Origin of the sequence: Haemophilus parainfluenzae (assembly GCF_036288925.1) — a bacterium.
Classification (GTDB): Bacteria; Pseudomonadota; Gammaproteobacteria; order Enterobacterales; family Pasteurellaceae; genus Haemophilus_D.
Window position 1 is genome coordinate 191,093 of the sequence record NZ_CP127167.1, and the last position, 18,983, is coordinate 210,075.

Here is an 18,983-nt window from a genome sequence, read left to right on the forward strand (position 1 = left end):
AACAAAATAAAGTGCGGTGAATTTTACAGGTAATTTTTATGATGAAATCAATCAAAACGATCTGCTTTGTTGGGGCAACAGCCTTTTTAACTGCTTGTGGTTGGCACTTCGATAATGGTGCGGCTGTTCCTGCAGAATTAAAAACAATGGCTCTTGAAAGTAGCGACCCATACAGTGAAATGTCTATGGCAATGCGTAAGCAACTGCTTAGCAACAACGTGAACCTGGTTCCTGCAAAACAAGGTGTACCAGTGTTACGTTTAAATAAACAGACTTCAAGCGACAAAGTCGCATCAGTCTTTAAACAAGGCCGAGAAGCAGAAAAAGTATTAACCCTTGATGTTGAGGCTAGCGTGCGTTTAGCAAATGGGGAAACCTATCCAATCTCTGCAAAAATCAACCGCACTTTCTTTGATAACTCACGTGCTGCATTGGCAAAATCAGCTGAACGCGATGTGATTTGGAATGATATGCGCGAACAAGCGGCTCGCCAATTAATTAATAAAATGGCTGCCTTGCAACATCAAGTTCAAGGAAAATAATGAACCGCATTTTTCCTGAGCAACTGGCCTCAAACCTGAACAACCATTTAGCGAAAGTCTATTTTTTGGTTGGGAGCGATCCCCTGTTGCTCAGTGAAAGTGAAGATCTGATTCATCAATCTGCTCTTCTTCAAGGTTTTGATGAAAAAAATCAAATCACTATAGATACTAATACTGACTGGCCCGCATTAATCGAGACCAGCCAGTCTATGGGACTCTTCTTTAATAAGCAAATTTTCATTCTCAATTTACCCGAAAATTTGACCACACTTTTACAGAAAAACCTTCTGCAATTTATCAGTGGATTAAATGAAGATAGCTTGCTTGTCCTCACCTTGCCTAAATTGTCTAAAGCAGCCGAAAAACAAGAGTGGTTTATTCAGGCAAATCAACTTGAGCCACAAGCTGTTATCGTGAACTGCCAAACACCGAACTCAGAACAACTTTCTCGTTGGGTGAAGCATCGTACAAAAAATATGGGATTATCAGCTGATGAGGAAGCCATTCAACTACTTTGTTACAGCTATGAAAATAATCTACTGGCATTGAAACAAGCGTTACAGCTTTTAGATTTGCTTTACCCAGATCACAAACTTACGTATAACCGCGTTAAATCAGTGGTAGAGCAATCTTCTGTCTTTACCCCTTTCCAATGGATTGATGCCTTGTTAGCAGGCAAGGCAAATCGCTCAAAGCGAATTTTGCGAGGTTTACAAGCTGAAGATGTGCAACCTGTCATTTTATTGCGTACTTTACAGCGTGAACTACTCACGTTGTTAGAATTAACCAAACCACAGCTGCGTAATCCCTCTCTTAACACGAGTTTGCCTACACAGACACTCAAAGCGGATTTTGACCGTCTCAAAATTTGGCAGAGTCGTCGTCCTCTTTATACAACTGCGATACAACGACTTACCTATCAAAAGCTTTTTGAAATATTGCAAGAATTAGCAGATATTGAGCGCACAGCCAAGCAAGAATATGGTCAAGACGTGTGGGTAAAATTGGCAGACTTATCGGTTAAAATTTGTTTATAAAAAATCTCGGCGTTAACCGAGATTTTTTATTATTGCGCAATTTTTAAATCTTGATACAGATAATTTCGATAGCTATTCACTAAATCCACATCCTCTGCATCTTCGAGCTTACCTTGGCTTAGCTGACGCATAGCGATATTCGCTCGCATAAAGTCATCTTTCGGTGATAAACCTGCCACATCAAGTAATACACCACCAACAAAGGCTAAATCTAAGAAATCTTGCTGTTGAACAAAGTCAGTCCTACGATTAGTTCTAACCACAAATTGAGTCACATAATCTGGATTCGCAAAGTTACCTTTTTTCGGTGGGAGCTGATTATCAAAAGCGACTTGGTGATCACCAAAATAACCGAATACATAAGGTGTTTCTCGTGATTTCAAATAATCATTCAAGCCTTCGATTGCCTCATTAAGGCTAGCAATGCGATCAATATAATCGTTCAAGCAAGAAATCGCTTTTCCCCCTAAGCGTTTACTCGCCAAATTAAAATGATTTGGCATATTCGTGTTGTAAGGGCCGTGCTCTTTCATCGTGAGCACATAAACAAACATGGGCTGTTGTACATTTTCCAATGATGGATGCTGTTTCTGCAAAATCAGTTTGGTGTAATACATCATCTCTTCGCTTGTAATATGCCAGAGATTTTTGCTGATTGATGCGGGATAGCCTAAATCTTGTGGTTGCAACATCAAATCAAAACCAAAGTGGTCATAAGCAGGTTTTGCGTTGTAGTTACCTTTCGTAAAAGGCGATAACGCTACGCAAAAATAGCCTTGCTCACGGAGATTTTTAATAAAACCCGTCTGTAAGTGTGGCACAACAGAATAAAACACCCCACTTGCTAAAGCACCAAAATCGGTTGAAGGCACCCCTGCAAGGAAAGCAAATTCAGATTTCCACGTTGCACCGCCCACCGTATGTACACGCAATGGACTCATAAATACGGTATCTTCCTGCTTATTAAACATTGAAAATGGTGGGATGGTTTCTGCATCAAAATCAAATTGATGAGGATTCAAGGTTGATTCTTGTAAACAAACCACAATGTCGGACTTTTCTGCACTTTCAGTTTTACTCTCAGCCTTTTCATTTAAAAGTGCGGTCATTTTTTCTTTAAATTTTTGGCTATTACCTTCAAATTCTGGCACTTTAAAAAATACGCCACGACAAGACATAGGCAGGTTTAAGAACACATCTCGACCATCATCCGGCAATGAGTCTAACCAGACTTTTGTCGCATCTGGATCTTTAGAATAATGCCATATTAAACCAAAACTCGTTGCTGCAAGTATTGCTGCAAATACGCGAAATCCAGTTGAGGCATTTTCTACATCTGACCAGCCAAAGACGGCATAACCCAATAGACCTAATAGCCCAAATACACCGAAAATCGCCCCTTTATAATGTAAAAGGGTTTCCCAATTTCGCCAGTCTGTCACAAGCCAAAAATCTGAAATGAGTAAAGGTTGTTTGTAGTAATGAATTTTCATTCGATGGAATAGCATCAACACCACAAAAAGCACGGATGCAAAATTCAATCCGCGTTGCCATTGACCGGTTATTGCAAACATTGAGCTAAACAATAAAACGAATAATGCAATCGCAAAAAAATATGTCCAACGATAGTGCGAATTGACGATAAAAATCACCGTCGCAATAAAAAATAAACTCAGAAAAATACTTGGAATCATAATAAATAAATTTGATTAAATGTTATTTGACACTTTCAGCCACTAAACGCTGAATCAGCTTTAAATTGGCTGGCGGGAATTGTCCTGCATCAAGCTCACGTTGTTCAAGCCAAAAACCTTCCTGGCCTTCTCGTCCAAAAGGCTCGCCGATCCATTCAGTGACCAAATAAAAACTAAAATCTAAAATTTTGGTTGGATATTCAAATTGAAAACGTTCGTACAGTTCAGCATTTAAAATATGAATGCCAATCTCTTCTTCCAATTCTCTTTTTAAGGCTTCTTCAGGGGTTTCACCTGCATCAACTTTACCGCCTGGAAATTCTAATGCCTGTGCAAAATCTTGTCCTTCTAAACGCTGGGTCAAATATAGCTGCCCAAATTCATTACGAATAATCCCTGCCGCAACTTGAATGATAGGCTTACTCATCGTTTTTCCTTATCTCAAAAGTAGAAAGAGCGGTTATTTTTAGCGGTGTTTTAAAACACGCAAAAATTTAACCGCTCTTTTCCTTAACTAAGCATATCGGGCTTTACTGCCGTGACAATGCTTGTATTTTTTACCTGATCCACAAGGACAAGGTTCATTACGTCCAATATGGCGATCTGAATAGTCCTCGCTTTGAGCTTGCTCTGTGTTTTCACCTACAGGATGATGCATTTGAGCTTCACGCTCAGCCATTGCTTGACGTGCTCGCTCTGCCTCTTCTATCTCTTCCTGCGTACGAACTTTCACACGAGTAAGTGTCATAATCACATGATGTTTTAAAGAATCTAACATTTCAGTAAACATACGGAAAGATTCTTTTTTGTACTCTTGTTTTGGATCTTTTTGCGCATAACCACGTAAATGGATACCTTGACGTAAATAATCCATTGCAGCCAAGTGCTCTTTCCAAAGCTCATCAAGGGTTTGTAACATCACGCCTTTTTCGAAATGACGCATGGTTTCTTCACCCGCAAGCGCTTCTTTCGCTTTGTATTCATCTTCCGCTTCTTGAATAATGCGCTCACGCAAGTTTTCTTCGTGAAGATTATTATTTTCTTCTAACCAATGTTCAATTGGTAACTCAAGGCCAAACTCTTGCGCTAAACGCTCTTCTAAACCTTTAATATCCCATTGTTCTTCTAACGATTGTGGTGGAATATATTGGTCAATCACATCATTAAATACATCGCTGCGGATTGCTTTAATAGTCTCTGAAATATCATCATTATCGAGCAAGTAATTACGTTGTTCGTAAATCGCATGACGTTGGTCGTTCGCCACATCATCATATTCAAGCAAGTTTTTACGACCGTCAAAGTGGAAGGCTTCTACTTTTGCTTGCGCTGATGCAATCACTTTAGCAAGCAGTTTAGATTCCATCGCTTCGCCTGGTTGAGTGAAGGCTTTACGCATCATATTTAATTTACCTTCATTCAGATAAATACGCATTAAGCCATCTTCTAAAGAAAGGTAGAAACGTGAAGAACCTGGGTCACCTTGACGACCAGAACGACCACGTAACTGGTTATCAATACGACGTGATTCGTGACGTTCTGTCCCGATAATATGTAAACCACCGGCTTGCATCACGATCTCATGATTTTTCTCCCACTCAGCTTTAAGTGCCTCGATTTGCTCTGGGGTTGGGTTATCCAATTTTGCAGCTTTTGCTTTCCAGTTACCACCCAGGATAATATCGGTACCACGACCGGCCATATTGGTTGCAATGGTTACTGCACCTGGCGCCCCTGCTTCAGCAACGATTTCCGCTTCTTGTGCGTGGAATTTTGCATTCAATACATTGTGTTTGATGCCCGCTTTATCTAACGCTTGAGAAAGCATTTCAGATTTTTCAACTGATACGGTACCCACAAGAACTGGTTGATTGCGAGCAACGCAGTCTTTGATATCTTCAATAATCGCATTGAATTTGTATTCTTCATTCTCAAACATGACGTCCGTACGGTCATCACGAATCATTGGACGATTTGTTGGAATGACGACAGTTTCTAAACCATAAATTTGTTGAAATTCAAAGGCTTCGGTATCTGCTGTACCTGTCATACCCGCTAATTTGTCATAAAGACGGAAGTAGTTTTGGTAAGAAATAGAGGCAACCGTTTGGTTTTCGCTCTTAATCTCTACCCCTTCTTTCGCTTCGATCGCTTGGTGTAAACCATCAGACCAACGACGACCCGCCATAGTACGACCAGTGTGTTCATCGACGATTACGATCTCGCCATCTTTCACGATATAGTCTACATCGCGCTCAAATAAGGTGTTTGCACGTAATGCCGCCATAACGTGGTGTAACAATACAATACGCGCAGGTGAATAAAGGGAATCACCTTCTGGCATTAAACCTTGTGCGATTAACCACTCTTCTACTTTTTCTTGACCGCGCTCAGTCAAATACGCCTGTTTGGTTTTAAGATCTAAGGTGTAATCGCCTTCACCGGTATATTCTTCCGTATCTTCTTTTTCTTGCTTAATTAAATTCGGAATTAATTTATTTACCGCAATATAAAGCTCAGAACTGTCTTCCGCTTGACCTGAAATAATCAACGGCGTACGTGCTTCATCGATTAAGATAGAGTCCACCTCATCCACTAAGGCATAGCCTAAATGACGTTGGAAACGCTCTTCTTTAGAATGCGCTAAGTTATCACGAAGGTAATCAAAACCTAATTCGCTGTTTGTCGCATATGTAATATCTGCCGCATAAGCTTCACGTTTTGCTTCAGGCGGTAAGCCTGGGATATTCACGCCAACAGTCATACCTAAGAATTCAAATAATGGACGGTTGGTATCCGCGTCACGACGAGCTAAGTAATCATTCACTGTCACAACATGTACGCCTTTACCTTCTAACGCCATCAAATAACAAGGCAAGGTTGCAGTTAAGGTTTTACCTTCACCCGTACGCATCTCAGCGATACAACGGTTTGTTAACACCATACCACCGATTAATTGCACATCGAAATGACGCATACCGAGTACACGTTTACCCGCTTCACGCACGGTAGCAAACGCTTCAGGTAAAAGTTGTTGTAAGGTTTCACCGTTAGCTAAACGGCTACGGAACTCGTCAGTTTTTGCTCTTAATTCATCATCACTTAATGCTTCAAAAGCCGGCTCCATTTTGTTGATTTTCGCAACTTGTTTTCTTAATCTGCGTAAAATACGTTCGTTACGGCTGCCAAAAATTTTTGTTAAAAAACTCATAATTTCTCTTTCAAATAAAAAATAAAAAGGATCATCCGATTAAAAAATCGGTTCGTTCAAAGATAAAAGAAAATTAAATGATGGCTGGGCCGGCACGAATAGGGGCAAAAACAGGGAATTCTGCCGCAATAAAGTGCGGTTGAATTTTTTCGTGTTTTTGATTGGAATGGGTTTTGTGATTTGTTGGCTGAGGTTGAACCTGCAATGCTTGACGAATTTCACGCACCGCAATCAATATATGTTGTTCAGATGATGTTTGGTAATTTTCACCGCTCATATTTGATGAAGGCTGAGCCTCCAGTCCCTGAGCAACAGGTAAAGCAAAAATCGCAATCATGCTTAACAGCAACTGCGACCAGAAATTTGTTTTACCTTTGTTTGATTTCATCATCTTATTGTCTCTGACAAAATTTGTGTGTATTGTATCGGAAATTCAACGTAAAGTCATTATTGGGGTATTTTTGTGGAAAACAAGCATGAGCGTTATCAAAAAGCCATGAATATTATTGATGTGCTAGAAGGATCACAATTTGCCAAAATCATGCAGAAAGGGTTAATGTTGAATGAACTAAACCAAAACATCAGTCGCCTTTTTCCTCAAGAATTTAAAGGACTTTTTCGGTTAGGCTCCATCACAAATGGGAAACTCTTTATCGAAGTCAAAAGTGCGGTCGTTCGCCAAGGGATTTTATTTCGCCAAAACGAATTACTCACTGTAATTCAACCGACTTATCCCGAAGTAAAAGACTTTGAGATTAAAATCAATCCAGAATTAACCTGCTAAACTAACCTTTAAAAATAGCGATTAATTCTTTTACCTTAACTCGTTTCTCTGAAGATTGACTGATTGAGCGCTGTACTTTAACGCGTTTAAATTTTGCCCCTTTGTAAATCTCACGTGTGAATTTTGTATCGTGGTTAGAAATCACGACAGAAATTTGCTTTTCTTTTTGGGCTTTCTTTGCACATTCCGCTAAATTCTTTTGATGCTCAAGCCCAAAAGCATTCCCCGCATAGCCAGTAAAATTAGTATCTTGCGGAAGCGGTGCATAAGGCGGATCACAATAGATCACGCTGTGTTTATCCGCTAATTCAAATGTCTGTTGAAAATCAGCACATAAAAAGACCGCACTTTGTGCCTTATGAGCAAAATAGCGTAATTCATCTTCAGGGAAATAATGGGTTTTATAAGCGCCAAAGGGCACATTAAACTCATTTTTACTGTTATAACGGCACAAGCCATTAAACCCAAAGCGGTTCAAATAAAGGAATAACACCGAACGCACGAAAGGATCGGTGGATTGATTAAAGGCGTCTCGCTGTGCGTAATAATACTCGGCTGTATTCGCATTTTCAGCGAAGAAAATTGGCTTACAAGCCTCAATATAGGCATCCACATTGTCTTTGACGATATTAAACAAGTTAATCAAATCGGGATTAATATCCGCCAAAATATAACGTTCAAAATGAGAATTTAAAAAAACAGCACCCGCGCCCACAAAAGGTTCGATTAAACACTGTTTTCTTTTTGGAAAGACTCGGTTGAGATCGTCCGTTAAACGAAATTTACCGCCCGCCCATTTCAAAAACGGGCGGTGTTTAATTCGAGGTTTCGTTTTGTTATTTTTCGGACGCAACATGAGAGCAACGACAGTTAGTCATGTTGTGTGCAACGCTCAATGGCGTTTAGCACAAGAGATTTGTCAGTATCAGTCGCCACATAGGCTTGACCAAGGGCTTTTAGCAATACAAGACGCAACTTACCTGCGAGCACTTTTTTATCACGCATCATGTGCGGTAAATAATCATCTGGTTGCATGCTATCAGGCGAAACAGTCGGCAAATTAGCACGCGCTAAAAGTTTTTCTAAACGTGCAACATCTTCAAAAGAAAGATCGCCTAATTGTTCAGATAACACCGCAGCCATCATAGTTCCTGCTGCAACAGCTTCACCATGTAACCAGTTTCCGTAGCCTAGATGCGTTTCGATCGCATGCCCAAAAGTATGACCGAGATTTAATAATGCACGATCACCTTTTTCAGTTTCATCGCGCGCAACAACATCCGCTTTGATTTGGCAACAACGCGCAATGCAATGTTGGAGTGACTGTTGATTTAACGCGACTAATTCATCAATATGTGCTTCAAGCCATTCAAAAAAGGCATAATCTAAAATCGCCCCATATTTAATGACTTCTGCAAGTCCCGCATTCACTTCACGTTTTGGCAAGGTATTGAGTGTAAGGGTGTCAATGATCACCGTAGAAGGTTGATAAAACGCCCCAACCATATTTTTGCCTAACTCATGATTAACGGCTGTTTTGCCACCGACAGAAGAATCCACTTGAGCTAATAATGTGGTAGGAATCTGAATAAAACGCACGCCACGCTGATAACTTGCGGCGGCAAAACCTGCCACATCCCCAATCACACCACCACCTAATGCAATAATGGTGGTATCTCGCCCATGATTATGTTTTAAAAGTGCGGTAAAAATAAGGTTTAAAGAATCGAGCGTTTTGTATTTTTCGCCATCAGGCAATAATACTGATTCAACCTGACAGCCGATTTTTTCTAAAGTTTGTGTAACGGTTTCAAAATAATATTGTGCGATGGTTGGATTAGTCACGATCATCACTTTATCCCCTTTCTTCAGCGGATAACAGGTTTCATCTTTAAGCAACCCTTCGCCAATATAAATGGGATAACGACGTTCTCTTAATTCAACATTTACGCACAACATTTTTAATCCTTAGAATGAACCGTTTAATCCGTTTAGATTATCAATTAAATCAACGATTTGATTAACCATTACTTTGGCATTTTGCTCATCTGTTGGTAAAGTAATATCCGCAATTTCTTCGTATAACGGATTACGCACTTTAGCTAAATCTTCAAGCACTTGGCGCGGGTCATCAGCCCCTTGTAATAATGGGCGCTTTTTATCACGTTGTGTACGTTGATATTGCTTATCTACCGTGGTTTCTAAATAAATGACAATACCACGAGCAGAAAGATAATTACGACTCTCTTTTGACATCACTGCGCCACCACCAGTAGAAAGCACGACGCCCTGTAATTGAGTCAATTCATTGATAATACGTTCTTCACGCTTACGAAAGCCTTCTTCACCTTCTAAATCAAAAATCCAGCTAATGTCTGCTCCCGCACGTTCCTCAATTACGGCATCTGAATCGACAAAATCCATATTCAATTGTTGCGCAAGCTGACGGCCAATGGTGCTTTTACCCGCACCCATGGGACCTACTAAAAAAATATTACGTTTTTCAGCCATTGTTATTCTTCTAACTTAAATAATGTTCAAATTAATCTTTCCTAATAAAAACTGGCCACCTGAAAAAATGGCAGCCGAAAGATCACCCAAAAAATAATGAAAATTATCGCAATAAATCCCCCTATGTTTCAACCTTTAGCGGGAATTTATTTTAAGAAGCGCAAAAGTGCGGTCAGTTTTTTAGGGATTTTAATGAATGATAAAGTCAAATAGAGCATCGAGATAAAACATCCTAAAATTCAACCGCACTTTAGAAACAAAAAAGGCTATTCAAACGAATAGCCTTTTCTTTTATCAGCAGTTAATTATAGATAACCAAACAAGCTTGTGAAAATGTAACCAAAGATACATGAAGTGATTACACCGATTAAGCCCGGTAAAATAAAGCTGTGGTTAATTACAAACTTACCGATGTGGGTTGTACCTGAACGGTCGAATTGGATTGCCGCAAGGTCGCTTGGGTAAGTTGGTAAAATGTAGTAACCGTAACAAGCTGAAGCAAAGGCTAAGATAACAGCTGGGTCAACTCCGATACCTAGAGCAAGTGGAACGAATGCAACTAATGCTGCCGCTTGTGAGTTGACGAATTTAGAAATTAATAACAACATCACGGCGTAAGTCCAAGGATGTGCTTTTACCACATCACCAAGTGCTGCTTTCATCATTGGCGTGTGAACAGTAAACATCGTTTCCGCCATCCAAGAAATCCCGAATACAGCGACTAACGCAATCATACCTGAACGGAAAATTTCATTTTTACTGATTTTGCCTGCATCAGTTTTGGTAAAGATAACAATTAATGCACCCGCTAATAACATGAAGATTTGAATAACGTGAACCATACTTAAATTGACTTTTTTCTTCGCGCTATCTTTCAATACAATTGCAGCGTTATCAATCGTTTCTGTTTTATCTCCCGCTGTAATTACAACACCGTTATCTTGAGCGGTAATTGTTTGAGCAACTTCACCTTTATCGTTATAAATCGCAACGTTGTTATAGGCTGTTTTTGCTTTTGCTTTGCTGTCTTTAACATCAAGTACTAATGTACCGTCTTTTGCTAAAGCAACGATTTTACCGTCTTTAACATTAAAGGTTTTCACTGCTTTATCAGCAGAAACGATTTCAACCACTTGAGCAGGTGCTGATTTTTCAAAGGCTGGACGTAAATCTTTAAAGTAACCTAATAGGGCAACCACTAAAATCGCACCAAAGAAGATCCACATCGCATTCCAGCTAGATTGTGGTAATTTTTTGTCCAACAATGATGTGCTATCACCATAAACATATTTTTTGAATTCGGGATCTTTTAATTTCTCTTGGAATTCTGGGTCTTTATCTAAATCTTTACCACGGAACCAGCTGAAAATACCGATAGCTAACACACCACAAAGGGTTGAAGGCACGGTAATTTTTAATAAATCTAAATAGCCATCAAAACCTGCTAATGGGGTTTTAGCATTCACTAAGAATGTGGTTAAAGTCACGACTGCCACCGAAACTGGTGACGCGATGATACCCAATTGAGAGGCAATTGAACTTGCCGCCATTGGACGTTCAGGACGAATGTCATTTTTGATCGCGATATCATAGATGATTGGTAACATGGTATAAACCACGTGTCCTGTACCACATAAAATAGTTAAGAAACAAGTGACAAATGGTGCCAAAATACTGACATATTTCGGATTACGACGAAGCATTTTCTCCGCAATTTGTAACATGACATCTAAACCACCACTGGCTTGCAATGTTGCCGATGTGACCACAACTGCAAGGATGGTCAACATTACATCGATAGCTGGCTTACCTGGTTCAATACCAAAGCCGAAAACAAGAACAATTAAGCCTACTCCACCGAGCATACCCAGTGCGATACCACCTTTTTTTGCCCCGTAAAATAAACAGATAAGAACAATAGCAAGCTGAATCGCAAACTGGCTACCTTCACCTAGGTTCGTTAGAAAATCCATAAGATACTCCGAATCATTTTATGGTTAATTAGAAAAAAATTTTGATCGAATACTAGCATCAAAATTAACTCATAATAAGTACTTTTAAGGTAAATCTTGTTTTAAATCAAAAAATAAAGGAAGCAAACAATAAAAGCAAATCTGAGAAAGATTAAATAAAGGAAAGTGCGGTCGGAAATTTAAAAGATTGAGATGTATCTTGTTTTATTTGAAGATAAGTAATTTAGAAAGGAATTTAAAGAAAAAAATTAGGCGACCTAAAAGATCGCCCAACTTAAAAATTACTGATTGTTTTGAACGTAGTCAATCGCAGATTGAACAGTTGTGATTTTTTCAGCTTCTTCATCAGGAATTTCGATATCGAATTCTTCTTCTAAAGCCATTACTAATTCAACTGTATCTAAAGAGTCCGCACCTAAATCTTCAACGAAAGAAGCTTCTGGTTTTACGTCTTCTTCTTTAACACCTAATTGTTCAACGATGATTTTTTTCACGCGTTCTTCAATACTCATTTGTTTTTCCTATTGTTGTTTTAACTCATTTAAGAGCGGTTAGTGTATGCATTTTTGATAAAGTTGCAACTATTTCTTAGGTGGTCGCACCACAAAAAACAGGCAATGTAAAAACACATACAGAGAAAAAGTTACATTGCAGTTGGGATTTTATCATTAACAAAACGGCTTTGCTATATTTTATAGACAAAATCCCAGATATATCTCCCCTAAAGGGCTAGCTCATATATAAGCCACCATTCACATGCAATGTCGTACCCGTAATATAAGCTGCATCGTCAGAAGCTAAAAATGCCACTGCTTTTGCGATATCTTTTGGCTCACCTAAACGGCCAGCAGGAACATTACCAAGAATACCGGCTTTTTGTTCTTCTGTAAGCACTTCGGTCATATCCGTTGCAATAAAGCCAGGAGCCACAACGTTTACAGTAATGCCACGTGATGCTACTTCTTTCGCTAAGCCTTTAGAGAAACCAATCAAACCCGCTTTTGCTGCACAATAGTTAGATTGTCCCGGGTTACCCATTGAGCCCACCACTGAGCCAATAGTAATGATACGACCGAAACGTTTTTTCATCATGGAACGTAACATCGCTTTAGAAAGATGGAATACAGAAGTTAAGTTGGTTTGCATAATATCAAACCATTCTTCATCTTTCATACGCATTAATAAGTTATCACGTGTGATACCTGCGTTATTCACGAGAATATCAATATCGCCAAATTGTTCTTTAATTTGCTCTAATACGGCATCAATACTTTCTTTGTCTGCCACATTTAATACGAAACCTTTACCTTTATCGCCAAGGTAAGCTGAAATTGTATCAGCACCTTTTTCAGAGGTTGCGGTACCAATTACAAATGCACCTTTTGATGCTAATTCTTCTGCAATTGCGCGGCCAATTCCGCGTGTTGCACCTGTCACTAATGCGATTTTATTTTGCATTTTTAATCCCCCTTTTATGCTAATAATGCTTCAACAGCATCTAATGATGCCACATCGTTTACTGATGTTGCTTGTAATTCTGCCACGATACGTTTTGTTAAACCGTTTAAGACTTTACCTGGGCCGATTTCAACTAAAACTTCTACGCCATCTTGCGCCATTTTCTCAACAGTTTCAGTCCAACGAACAGGGCTATATAATTGACGAATAAGTGCGGTACGAATTTCTGCACTTTCTGTTTCTGCTTTAACATCCACGTTGTTTAATACTGGTGTTGCGGGCGCATTAAGCGTAATGCCTTCAAGTGTTACGGCTAATTGTTCTGCTGCCGGTTTCATTAATGCGCAATGTGAAGGAACACTTACCGCTAATGGTAAAGCACGTTTTGCGCCCGCTTCTTTACATAATGCAGCCGCACGTTCTACCGCTTCTTTCGCTCCCGCAATGACTACTTGCCCTGGTGAGTTAAAGTTTACTGCAGATACTACTTCACCTTGCTCGGCTTGTTTACATGCATTGATAATCGCTTCATTGTCTAAACCAATAATCGCATACATTGCACCAGTACCTTCAGGTACCGCTTGCTGCATTAATTTACCGCGTAATTCGACTAATTTAATCGCATCTTTAAAATCAATGACACCTGCACAAACTAATGCTGAATATTCACCTAAACTGTGACCAGCCATCACGCTTGGTTGTAATTGAGGGTATTTTTCTTGCCATACACGGAAGATCGCAACGGATGCCGCTAATAATGCCGGCTGAGTTTGCCAAGTTTTATTTAGTTCTTCTGCTGGACCTTGTTGAACTAAGTTCCATAAATCATAGTCAAGCGCTTCAGATGCTTGTTTAAAAGTCTCAGTGACTACCGGATATTCGTTAGCAAGATCAGCTAACATGCCAACAGCTTGAGAACCTTGTCCTGGAAAAACCATTGCGAATTTTTTCATGTTTTCTTCCTATTTCTTCATCGTTTAAATGTTGAAAGTGCGGTCAAATTTAACCGCACTTTTAAAATTCTGTTGGGATTCTAACAAATTAATTAGAATCGCACCAATGCTGAACCCCAAGTCCAACCACCGCCAAAAGCTTCGAGTAAAAGCAATTGACCGCGTTGAATTCGGCCATCACGCACCGCTTCATCTAAAGCCGTTGGCACAGTCGCCGCACTGGTATTGGCTGTACGATCAAGTGTGACCACGACTTGCGACATATCCATCTCTAATTTTTTCGCTGTCGCCGTGATAATACGTAAATTCGCTTGATGTGGCACAAGCCAGTCGATATCTGTTTTTTGGAGATTATTAGCAGAAAGGGTTTCTTCCACGACATTAGAAAGCTCACGCACCGCTAATTTAAAGGTTTCATTACCTTGCATTTCAATATAGCCAGATTTCTCCACGCCACGTTCAGCTTGTGGAAGTAGTAATGCCGCATTGTTATCTGGCGACGCATGTAAATGCGTTGAAATAATGCCTTCTTGCTCTGATGCTTCTAAAATCACCGCACCGGCACCATCGCCAAATAACACAACAGTGCTACGATCGGTTTCATCTAATTTACGCGAGTTAAGATCTGCACCAATCACAAGGGCTTTTTTCACGCTACCTGAACGAATAAATTTATCCGCTACGCCTAAAGCATAAACAAAACCGGTACAAGCCGCCGCTAAATCAAAAGAAATCGCGTCTTCGATGCCTAATAAACCTTGAACTTGGCAAGCTGAACTTGGATAAGCGTGAGAACCACTGGTTGTTGCAACGATGATCAACTCAATTTCTTGAGGATCAAGATTGGCCATTTCAAGTGCTTTTTTGGCTGCTTCATATCCCATTGTTGCAACGGTTTCATCTGCTGCAGCAATACGACGTTCACGAATGCCTGAACGTGTCACGATCCATTCATCTGAAGTATCAACCATTTTTTCCAAATCCGCATTGGTACGAATATGGCTCGGCAAATAGCTACCGGTGGATAAAATTCTACTATTCATAATATCAAAACTTATTAATTAATAACGTTGTAAACCCGCCAAGATTTTTTGTGGAATTTGCAAACGAGCTTGTAAAGCTGCATCCGCAATTGCACGAGCAAATGCATCCACATTTGCGCTGCCATGGCTTTTCACCACAACAGCCGTTAATCCGAGTAAAGACGCCCCATTATATTCATCTGGGTTAATGCGTTTCAAGCGATGATAAGCATCCTTAAAGAAAAAACGCAGAATAAATTTGGCAAATGATTTAAAAATAGGCTGTTTTTCTTTTCCTTTCAGAAGGGATACCAGATTCTTAGCTGCCCCTTCAAGGGTTTTTAATGCAATATTTCCCGAAAACCCATCACTCACGATCACATCAGCCACACCATTTAATAAAAAGTTACCTTCAATAAAGCCGGTATAATTAAGTGCGGTCGATTTTTCTAATAAATTCGCGGCTTCACGAATGGATTGATGTCCTTTAATTTCTTCCACACCAATATTGAGTAAAGCAATACGTGGATAAACTAAGTTCAATCGGTTTTCGGCAAAGATCGAGCCCATGACGGCAAATTCATAAAGATTTTGAGCAGAACATTCTACGTTTGCGCCTAAATCTAACATCACGGTTTTATCACCCGTCATCGACGGTAATAAGGATACCAACGCTGGGCGTTGAATCCCCTCTAAAGGCTGTAAGAGTACCTTTGACAATCCCATCAATGCCCCCGTATTTCCTGCACTCACGCAACCTTGCGCCTCGCCTTTCTGAACCATTTCAATCGCTAAACGCATCGACGTACCTTTGCTATGACGCAATGCATGGGAAATACCTTGATTGTTATCAATAGTCTTAGTGCAATGATAAATTTGAATACGTTCTAAAAGAGAAGAAGGTGTATTTTCTAGCAAGGGGGAAATTTGTTGGCTATCGCCAAACAGCACTAAAGAGAGCATTGGATCTGCTTCCAACGCTGAAAGAGATGCGGGGATAGTAATACGGGGACCAATGTCCCCGCCCATCACATCTAACGCTAAGGTTAGACGGTTCAAGTGAATACCTTATAAGTAAAATTACTTATTGATCACTTTGCGACCACGGTAGTAACCGTCAGCAGTTACGTGGTGGCGTAAGTGAGTTTCACCGCTTGCTTTATCCACTGATACTGCAGCAGTAGTTAATGCATCGTGTGAACGACGCATATCACGACGTGAACGAGATTTTTTGTTTTGTTGAACAGCCATTGGCTATACTCCTAAATTTAATTTACTTTTGCTTTAAATTAGCTAATACAGCGAACGGGTTCGGTTTTTTTGCCAATTCTTCAGGCAATTCGCCAAAAACCTGTTCGTGCGCGGACACTTCACAGTGTTCAGATGAATGCATTGGAACAAGCGGTAGAGCTAAAATAAGTTCGTCTTCCACTGCACCAACTAAATCTATTTCACCAAACTCATTAAATTCGATTGGCTCATAAATTTCCGGCAAGTCATCAGCCTGATCCCAATTAGCCACTGGACTATACATAAAATGACATTCCAATGTTTGTTTGAATGGTTCGCCACAACGTTGACAGTCTAATTCGACATCAACTTGTACTTGCCCTTTCATCACCACTAATTTTTGTGGATCAATATAAAACGATAATGTTACCTGTGCATCGCTGAGCACTTTCCCCGTAGATTCAGCTAAACGCACTAACTGACTAGCGGTATAATAACCATCATAATCAATTCTTTGTTGAGCGTCTTTAACCGGATCAACGGTTAGGGGTAGTTTTACCTTTTGCATAGGGTGCGAATATTACCTGTTGTCAATAAAATAGTCAAAGGAAATTCGCACTAATTATGAGAAAAGTTCAATCTCTATCTAAACTCTCTCAAGATTTACACCTTTGCAAAGTGCGGTCATTTTTTCCTGTGTTTTACTCAGCATGCTCACTCAAGAAGCCGCCACTTTGATGTTTCCAAAGGCGAGCATAAAGGCCATTTTGTTCAAGCAATTCTGCATGAGTCCCTTGCTCGACAATTTGCCCTTTATCTAACACGATTAAACGATCCATTGCTGCAATAGTGGATAAACGGTGAGCGATGGCAATAACCGTTTTATTTTCCATCATCTTGTCGAGACTTTCCTGGATCGCCACTTCCACTTCGGAGTCTAGCGCACTGGTCGCTTCATCCAACAGTAAAATTGGCGCATCTTTTAACATGACACGCGCAATCGCAATACGTTGGCGTTGGCCACCTGACAGTTTCACCCCACGTTCACCAACATGAGCATCATAGCCTTTTCTACCTTGCGCATCGCTGAGATAAGGGATGAAATCAGCTGCTTCCGCACGTTTAGCCGCATTGAGCATTTCTTCATCGGTCGCTGTTGGGCGACCATAAATGATGTTATCGCGAACAGAACGGTGTAAAAGCGAGGTATCTTGTGTTACAAGACCAATCTGACTACGAAGGCTTTCTTGGCTTACATCTAAAACATTTTGACCATCAATGGTAATTGAACCTTCTTGCGCTTCGTAGAAACGTAGAAGTAAATTCACAATGGTTGATTTGCCCGCACCAGAACGACCAATTAAGCCCACTTTTTCACCCGGTTTGATGGTGAGATTAAAATGGTTAAGTAACGGTTTATTCGGATCATAGGCAAACGAAACATTATTAAATTTGATCTCACCTTGTTTTACTTCTAATGCAACACAATTTGGCTTATCAACAATGGTATGCGGTTTGGTTAGTGTTGCCATACCATCATTCACTGTCCCGATATTTTCAAATAAACGAGCTGATTCCCACATAATCCAACGAGAAAGACCATTTACACGTAACGCCATCGCGGTTGCTGTAGCTACTGCTCCCACACCGACTTGACCGTTTTGCCACAACACCACGCCTAAAATCGCGGTGCTTAACGTTAAGAAAATATTGGTTGCATAAGTTAAGGTATCTAATGAACTCCCCAAACGCATCTGTGCATGCACGGTGACCATAAATTCTTCCATGGAACGTTTTGCATAATTGGCTTCTCTAGCATCATGTGAAAATAGTTTTACCGTTGCAATATTTGAGTAAGCATCTGTAATACGCCCTGTCATTAAAGATCGCGCATCAGCTTGTCGTTGTGCAGTTTTCGCTAAACGAGGAATAAGCAAACGTAAAATAGTCAAAAATGCCACAATCCATAAGAAAAACGGCACTAAAAACCAGGTATCTAAAGCCGCAAGCACTAAGCCGGAGGTGATAAAATATACGGCAACATACACCAGCATATCCGCAATGGTCATGACGGTATCACGCACCGCAAGCGCAGTTTGCATCACTTTCGCCGATACACGACCTGCAAATTCATCTTGGTAGAAACTTAAGCTTTGCCCCAGCATCAAACGGTGGAAATTCCAACGCAAACGCATTGGGAATACCCCTTGTAACGTTTGTAAGCGTACATTCACGCCCACAAATGACCATACAATACTGAAAATGAGCAAAGCTGCCATACCGGCAAGCAAATGCCCTTTTTCTTGCCAAAGTGTGGTTGGTGAATAAGCGCCGAGCCAATCTACTAATAATCCCATAAATTGGAAAAGTAAGGCTTCCATCACCCCAGTACCGACCGTCAATACCGCGAGTAAAAAGATCCAGCCCTTCATGCCATCAATGCTTGACCAAATAAAACGGAACAAGCCTTTTTCAGGCGTCGTTGGATTGCTTTCCGGATAAGGATTTAAACGGTTTTCAAACCATGAAAATATTTTATTAAACATAATAATACCCTAAAAATACAAG

At 40.2% G+C, this 18,983-nt stretch carries 19 protein-coding genes; 3 read left to right on the forward strand and 16 right to left on the reverse strand.

Features of this window, described 5'->3' with window-relative positions; all coding sequences use genetic code 11:
- The first annotated feature begins 38 nt into the window (after positions 1-38).
- Both QQS40_RS00940 and holA read left to right on the forward strand, forming a co-directional pair.
- Positions 39-542, forward strand: a complete 504-nt coding sequence (locus tag QQS40_RS00940; RefSeq protein WP_049358012.1) for an LPS-assembly lipoprotein LptE — start codon at positions 39-41, stop codon at positions 540-542.
- The gene (gene holA, locus QQS40_RS00945; protein ID WP_329505572.1) at positions 542-1,579 is read left to right on the forward strand and encodes a DNA polymerase III subunit delta; all 1,038 of its coding nucleotides are present in this window, start codon (positions 542-544) and stop codon (positions 1,577-1,579) included. Before QQS40_RS00940 ends, holA begins: the two co-directional genes overlap by 1 nt.
- A 29-nt stretch (positions 1,580-1,608) precedes the next feature.
- On the opposite strand, the gene QQS40_RS00950 is transcribed toward holA, so the two are convergent.
- The 4 genes from QQS40_RS00950 to secM form a co-directional block, all read right to left on the reverse strand.
- Positions 1,609-3,273 (reverse strand): sulfatase-like hydrolase/transferase, encoded by a 1,665-nt coding sequence (locus tag QQS40_RS00950; RefSeq protein ID WP_329505574.1) that lies wholly within the window; start codon positions 3,271-3,273, stop codon positions 1,609-1,611.
- A 22-nt stretch (positions 3,274-3,295) separates the two neighbouring features.
- Entirely contained in the window at positions 3,296-3,700 is a 405-nt protein-coding gene (gene mutT, locus QQS40_RS00955; RefSeq protein WP_065244539.1) for an 8-oxo-dGTP diphosphatase MutT, read from the reverse strand.
- Positions 3,701-3,787: 87 nt separating this feature from the next.
- Positions 3,788-6,484, reverse strand: a complete 2,697-nt coding sequence (gene secA, locus QQS40_RS00960; RefSeq protein ID WP_289902229.1) for a preprotein translocase subunit SecA — start codon at positions 6,482-6,484, stop codon at positions 3,788-3,790.
- Positions 6,485-6,557: 73 nt separating this feature from the next.
- A complete protein-coding gene (gene secM / locus QQS40_RS00965) occupies positions 6,558-6,875 on the reverse strand; it encodes a secA translation cis-regulator SecM (RefSeq protein WP_289902228.1) in 318 nt (105 codons plus the stop codon).
- Between the two features lie 72 nt (positions 6,876-6,947).
- Between secM and QQS40_RS00970 the strand changes: the two genes are divergently transcribed.
- Positions 6,948-7,268 (forward strand): DciA family protein, encoded by a 321-nt coding sequence (locus QQS40_RS00970; protein ID WP_289902227.1) that lies wholly within the window; start codon positions 6,948-6,950, stop codon positions 7,266-7,268.
- A 1-nt stretch (position 7,269) separates the two neighbouring features.
- Here QQS40_RS00970 and QQS40_RS00975 read toward each other — a convergent pair whose 3' ends face one another.
- The 12 genes from QQS40_RS00975 to QQS40_RS01030 form a co-directional block, all read right to left on the reverse strand.
- Positions 7,270-8,124 (reverse strand): Dam family site-specific DNA-(adenine-N6)-methyltransferase, encoded by an 855-nt coding sequence (locus QQS40_RS00975; protein ID WP_285266665.1) that lies wholly within the window; start codon positions 8,122-8,124, stop codon positions 7,270-7,272.
- A 14-nt stretch (positions 8,125-8,138) separates the two neighbouring features.
- Complete coding sequence (gene aroB, locus QQS40_RS00980; RefSeq protein ID WP_329505581.1) at positions 8,139-9,227, reverse strand: 3-dehydroquinate synthase; 1,089 nt, start codon at positions 9,225-9,227, stop codon at positions 8,139-8,141.
- Positions 9,228-9,236: 9 nt separating this feature from the next.
- A complete protein-coding gene (aroK, locus tag QQS40_RS00985) occupies positions 9,237-9,779 on the reverse strand; it encodes a shikimate kinase AroK (RefSeq protein WP_308601898.1) in 543 nt (180 codons plus the stop codon).
- A gap of 305 nt (positions 9,780-10,084) precedes the next feature.
- Positions 10,085-11,752 (reverse strand): anaerobic C4-dicarboxylate transporter, encoded by a 1,668-nt coding sequence (locus QQS40_RS00990; protein ID WP_329505584.1) that lies wholly within the window; start codon positions 11,750-11,752, stop codon positions 10,085-10,087.
- 281 nt (positions 11,753-12,033) lie between these two features.
- Positions 12,034-12,264 (reverse strand): acyl carrier protein, encoded by a 231-nt coding sequence (gene acpP / locus QQS40_RS00995; protein ID WP_005544465.1) that lies wholly within the window; start codon positions 12,262-12,264, stop codon positions 12,034-12,036.
- Positions 12,265-12,481: 217 nt separating this feature from the next.
- Positions 12,482-13,210 carry a 3-oxoacyl-ACP reductase FabG gene (gene fabG / locus QQS40_RS01000; RefSeq protein ID WP_289902224.1) on the reverse strand — a complete coding sequence of 243 codons (729 nt, stop codon included), beginning with the start codon at positions 13,208-13,210 and terminating at the stop codon, positions 12,482-12,484.
- A gap of 14 nt (positions 13,211-13,224) precedes the next feature.
- On the reverse strand, positions 13,225-14,163 hold the full coding sequence (gene fabD, locus QQS40_RS01005; RefSeq protein ID WP_329505586.1) for an ACP S-malonyltransferase: 939 nt from the start codon (positions 14,161-14,163) through the stop codon (positions 13,225-13,227).
- A gap of 92 nt (positions 14,164-14,255) precedes the next feature.
- Positions 14,256-15,206, reverse strand: coding sequence for a beta-ketoacyl-ACP synthase III (locus tag QQS40_RS01010; RefSeq protein ID WP_177992184.1), 951 nt, complete (start codon positions 15,204-15,206; stop codon positions 14,256-14,258).
- A gap of 18 nt (positions 15,207-15,224) precedes the next feature.
- Positions 15,225-16,244, reverse strand: coding sequence for a phosphate acyltransferase PlsX (gene plsX, locus QQS40_RS01015; protein ID WP_329505590.1), 1,020 nt, complete (start codon positions 16,242-16,244; stop codon positions 15,225-15,227).
- Positions 16,245-16,265: 21 nt separating this feature from the next.
- Entirely contained in the window at positions 16,266-16,436 is a 171-nt protein-coding gene (gene rpmF, locus QQS40_RS01020) for a 50S ribosomal protein L32 (protein ID WP_005544470.1), read from the reverse strand.
- Positions 16,437-16,458: 22 nt separating this feature from the next.
- On the reverse strand, positions 16,459-16,983 hold the full coding sequence (gene yceD / locus QQS40_RS01025) for a 23S rRNA accumulation protein YceD (protein WP_299305000.1): 525 nt from the start codon (positions 16,981-16,983) through the stop codon (positions 16,459-16,461).
- 133 nt (positions 16,984-17,116) lie between these two features.
- Positions 17,117-18,961, reverse strand: coding sequence for an ABC transporter ATP-binding protein (locus QQS40_RS01030; RefSeq protein WP_049383913.1), 1,845 nt, complete (start codon positions 18,959-18,961; stop codon positions 17,117-17,119).
- Between the last annotated feature and the right edge of the window lie 22 nt (positions 18,962-18,983).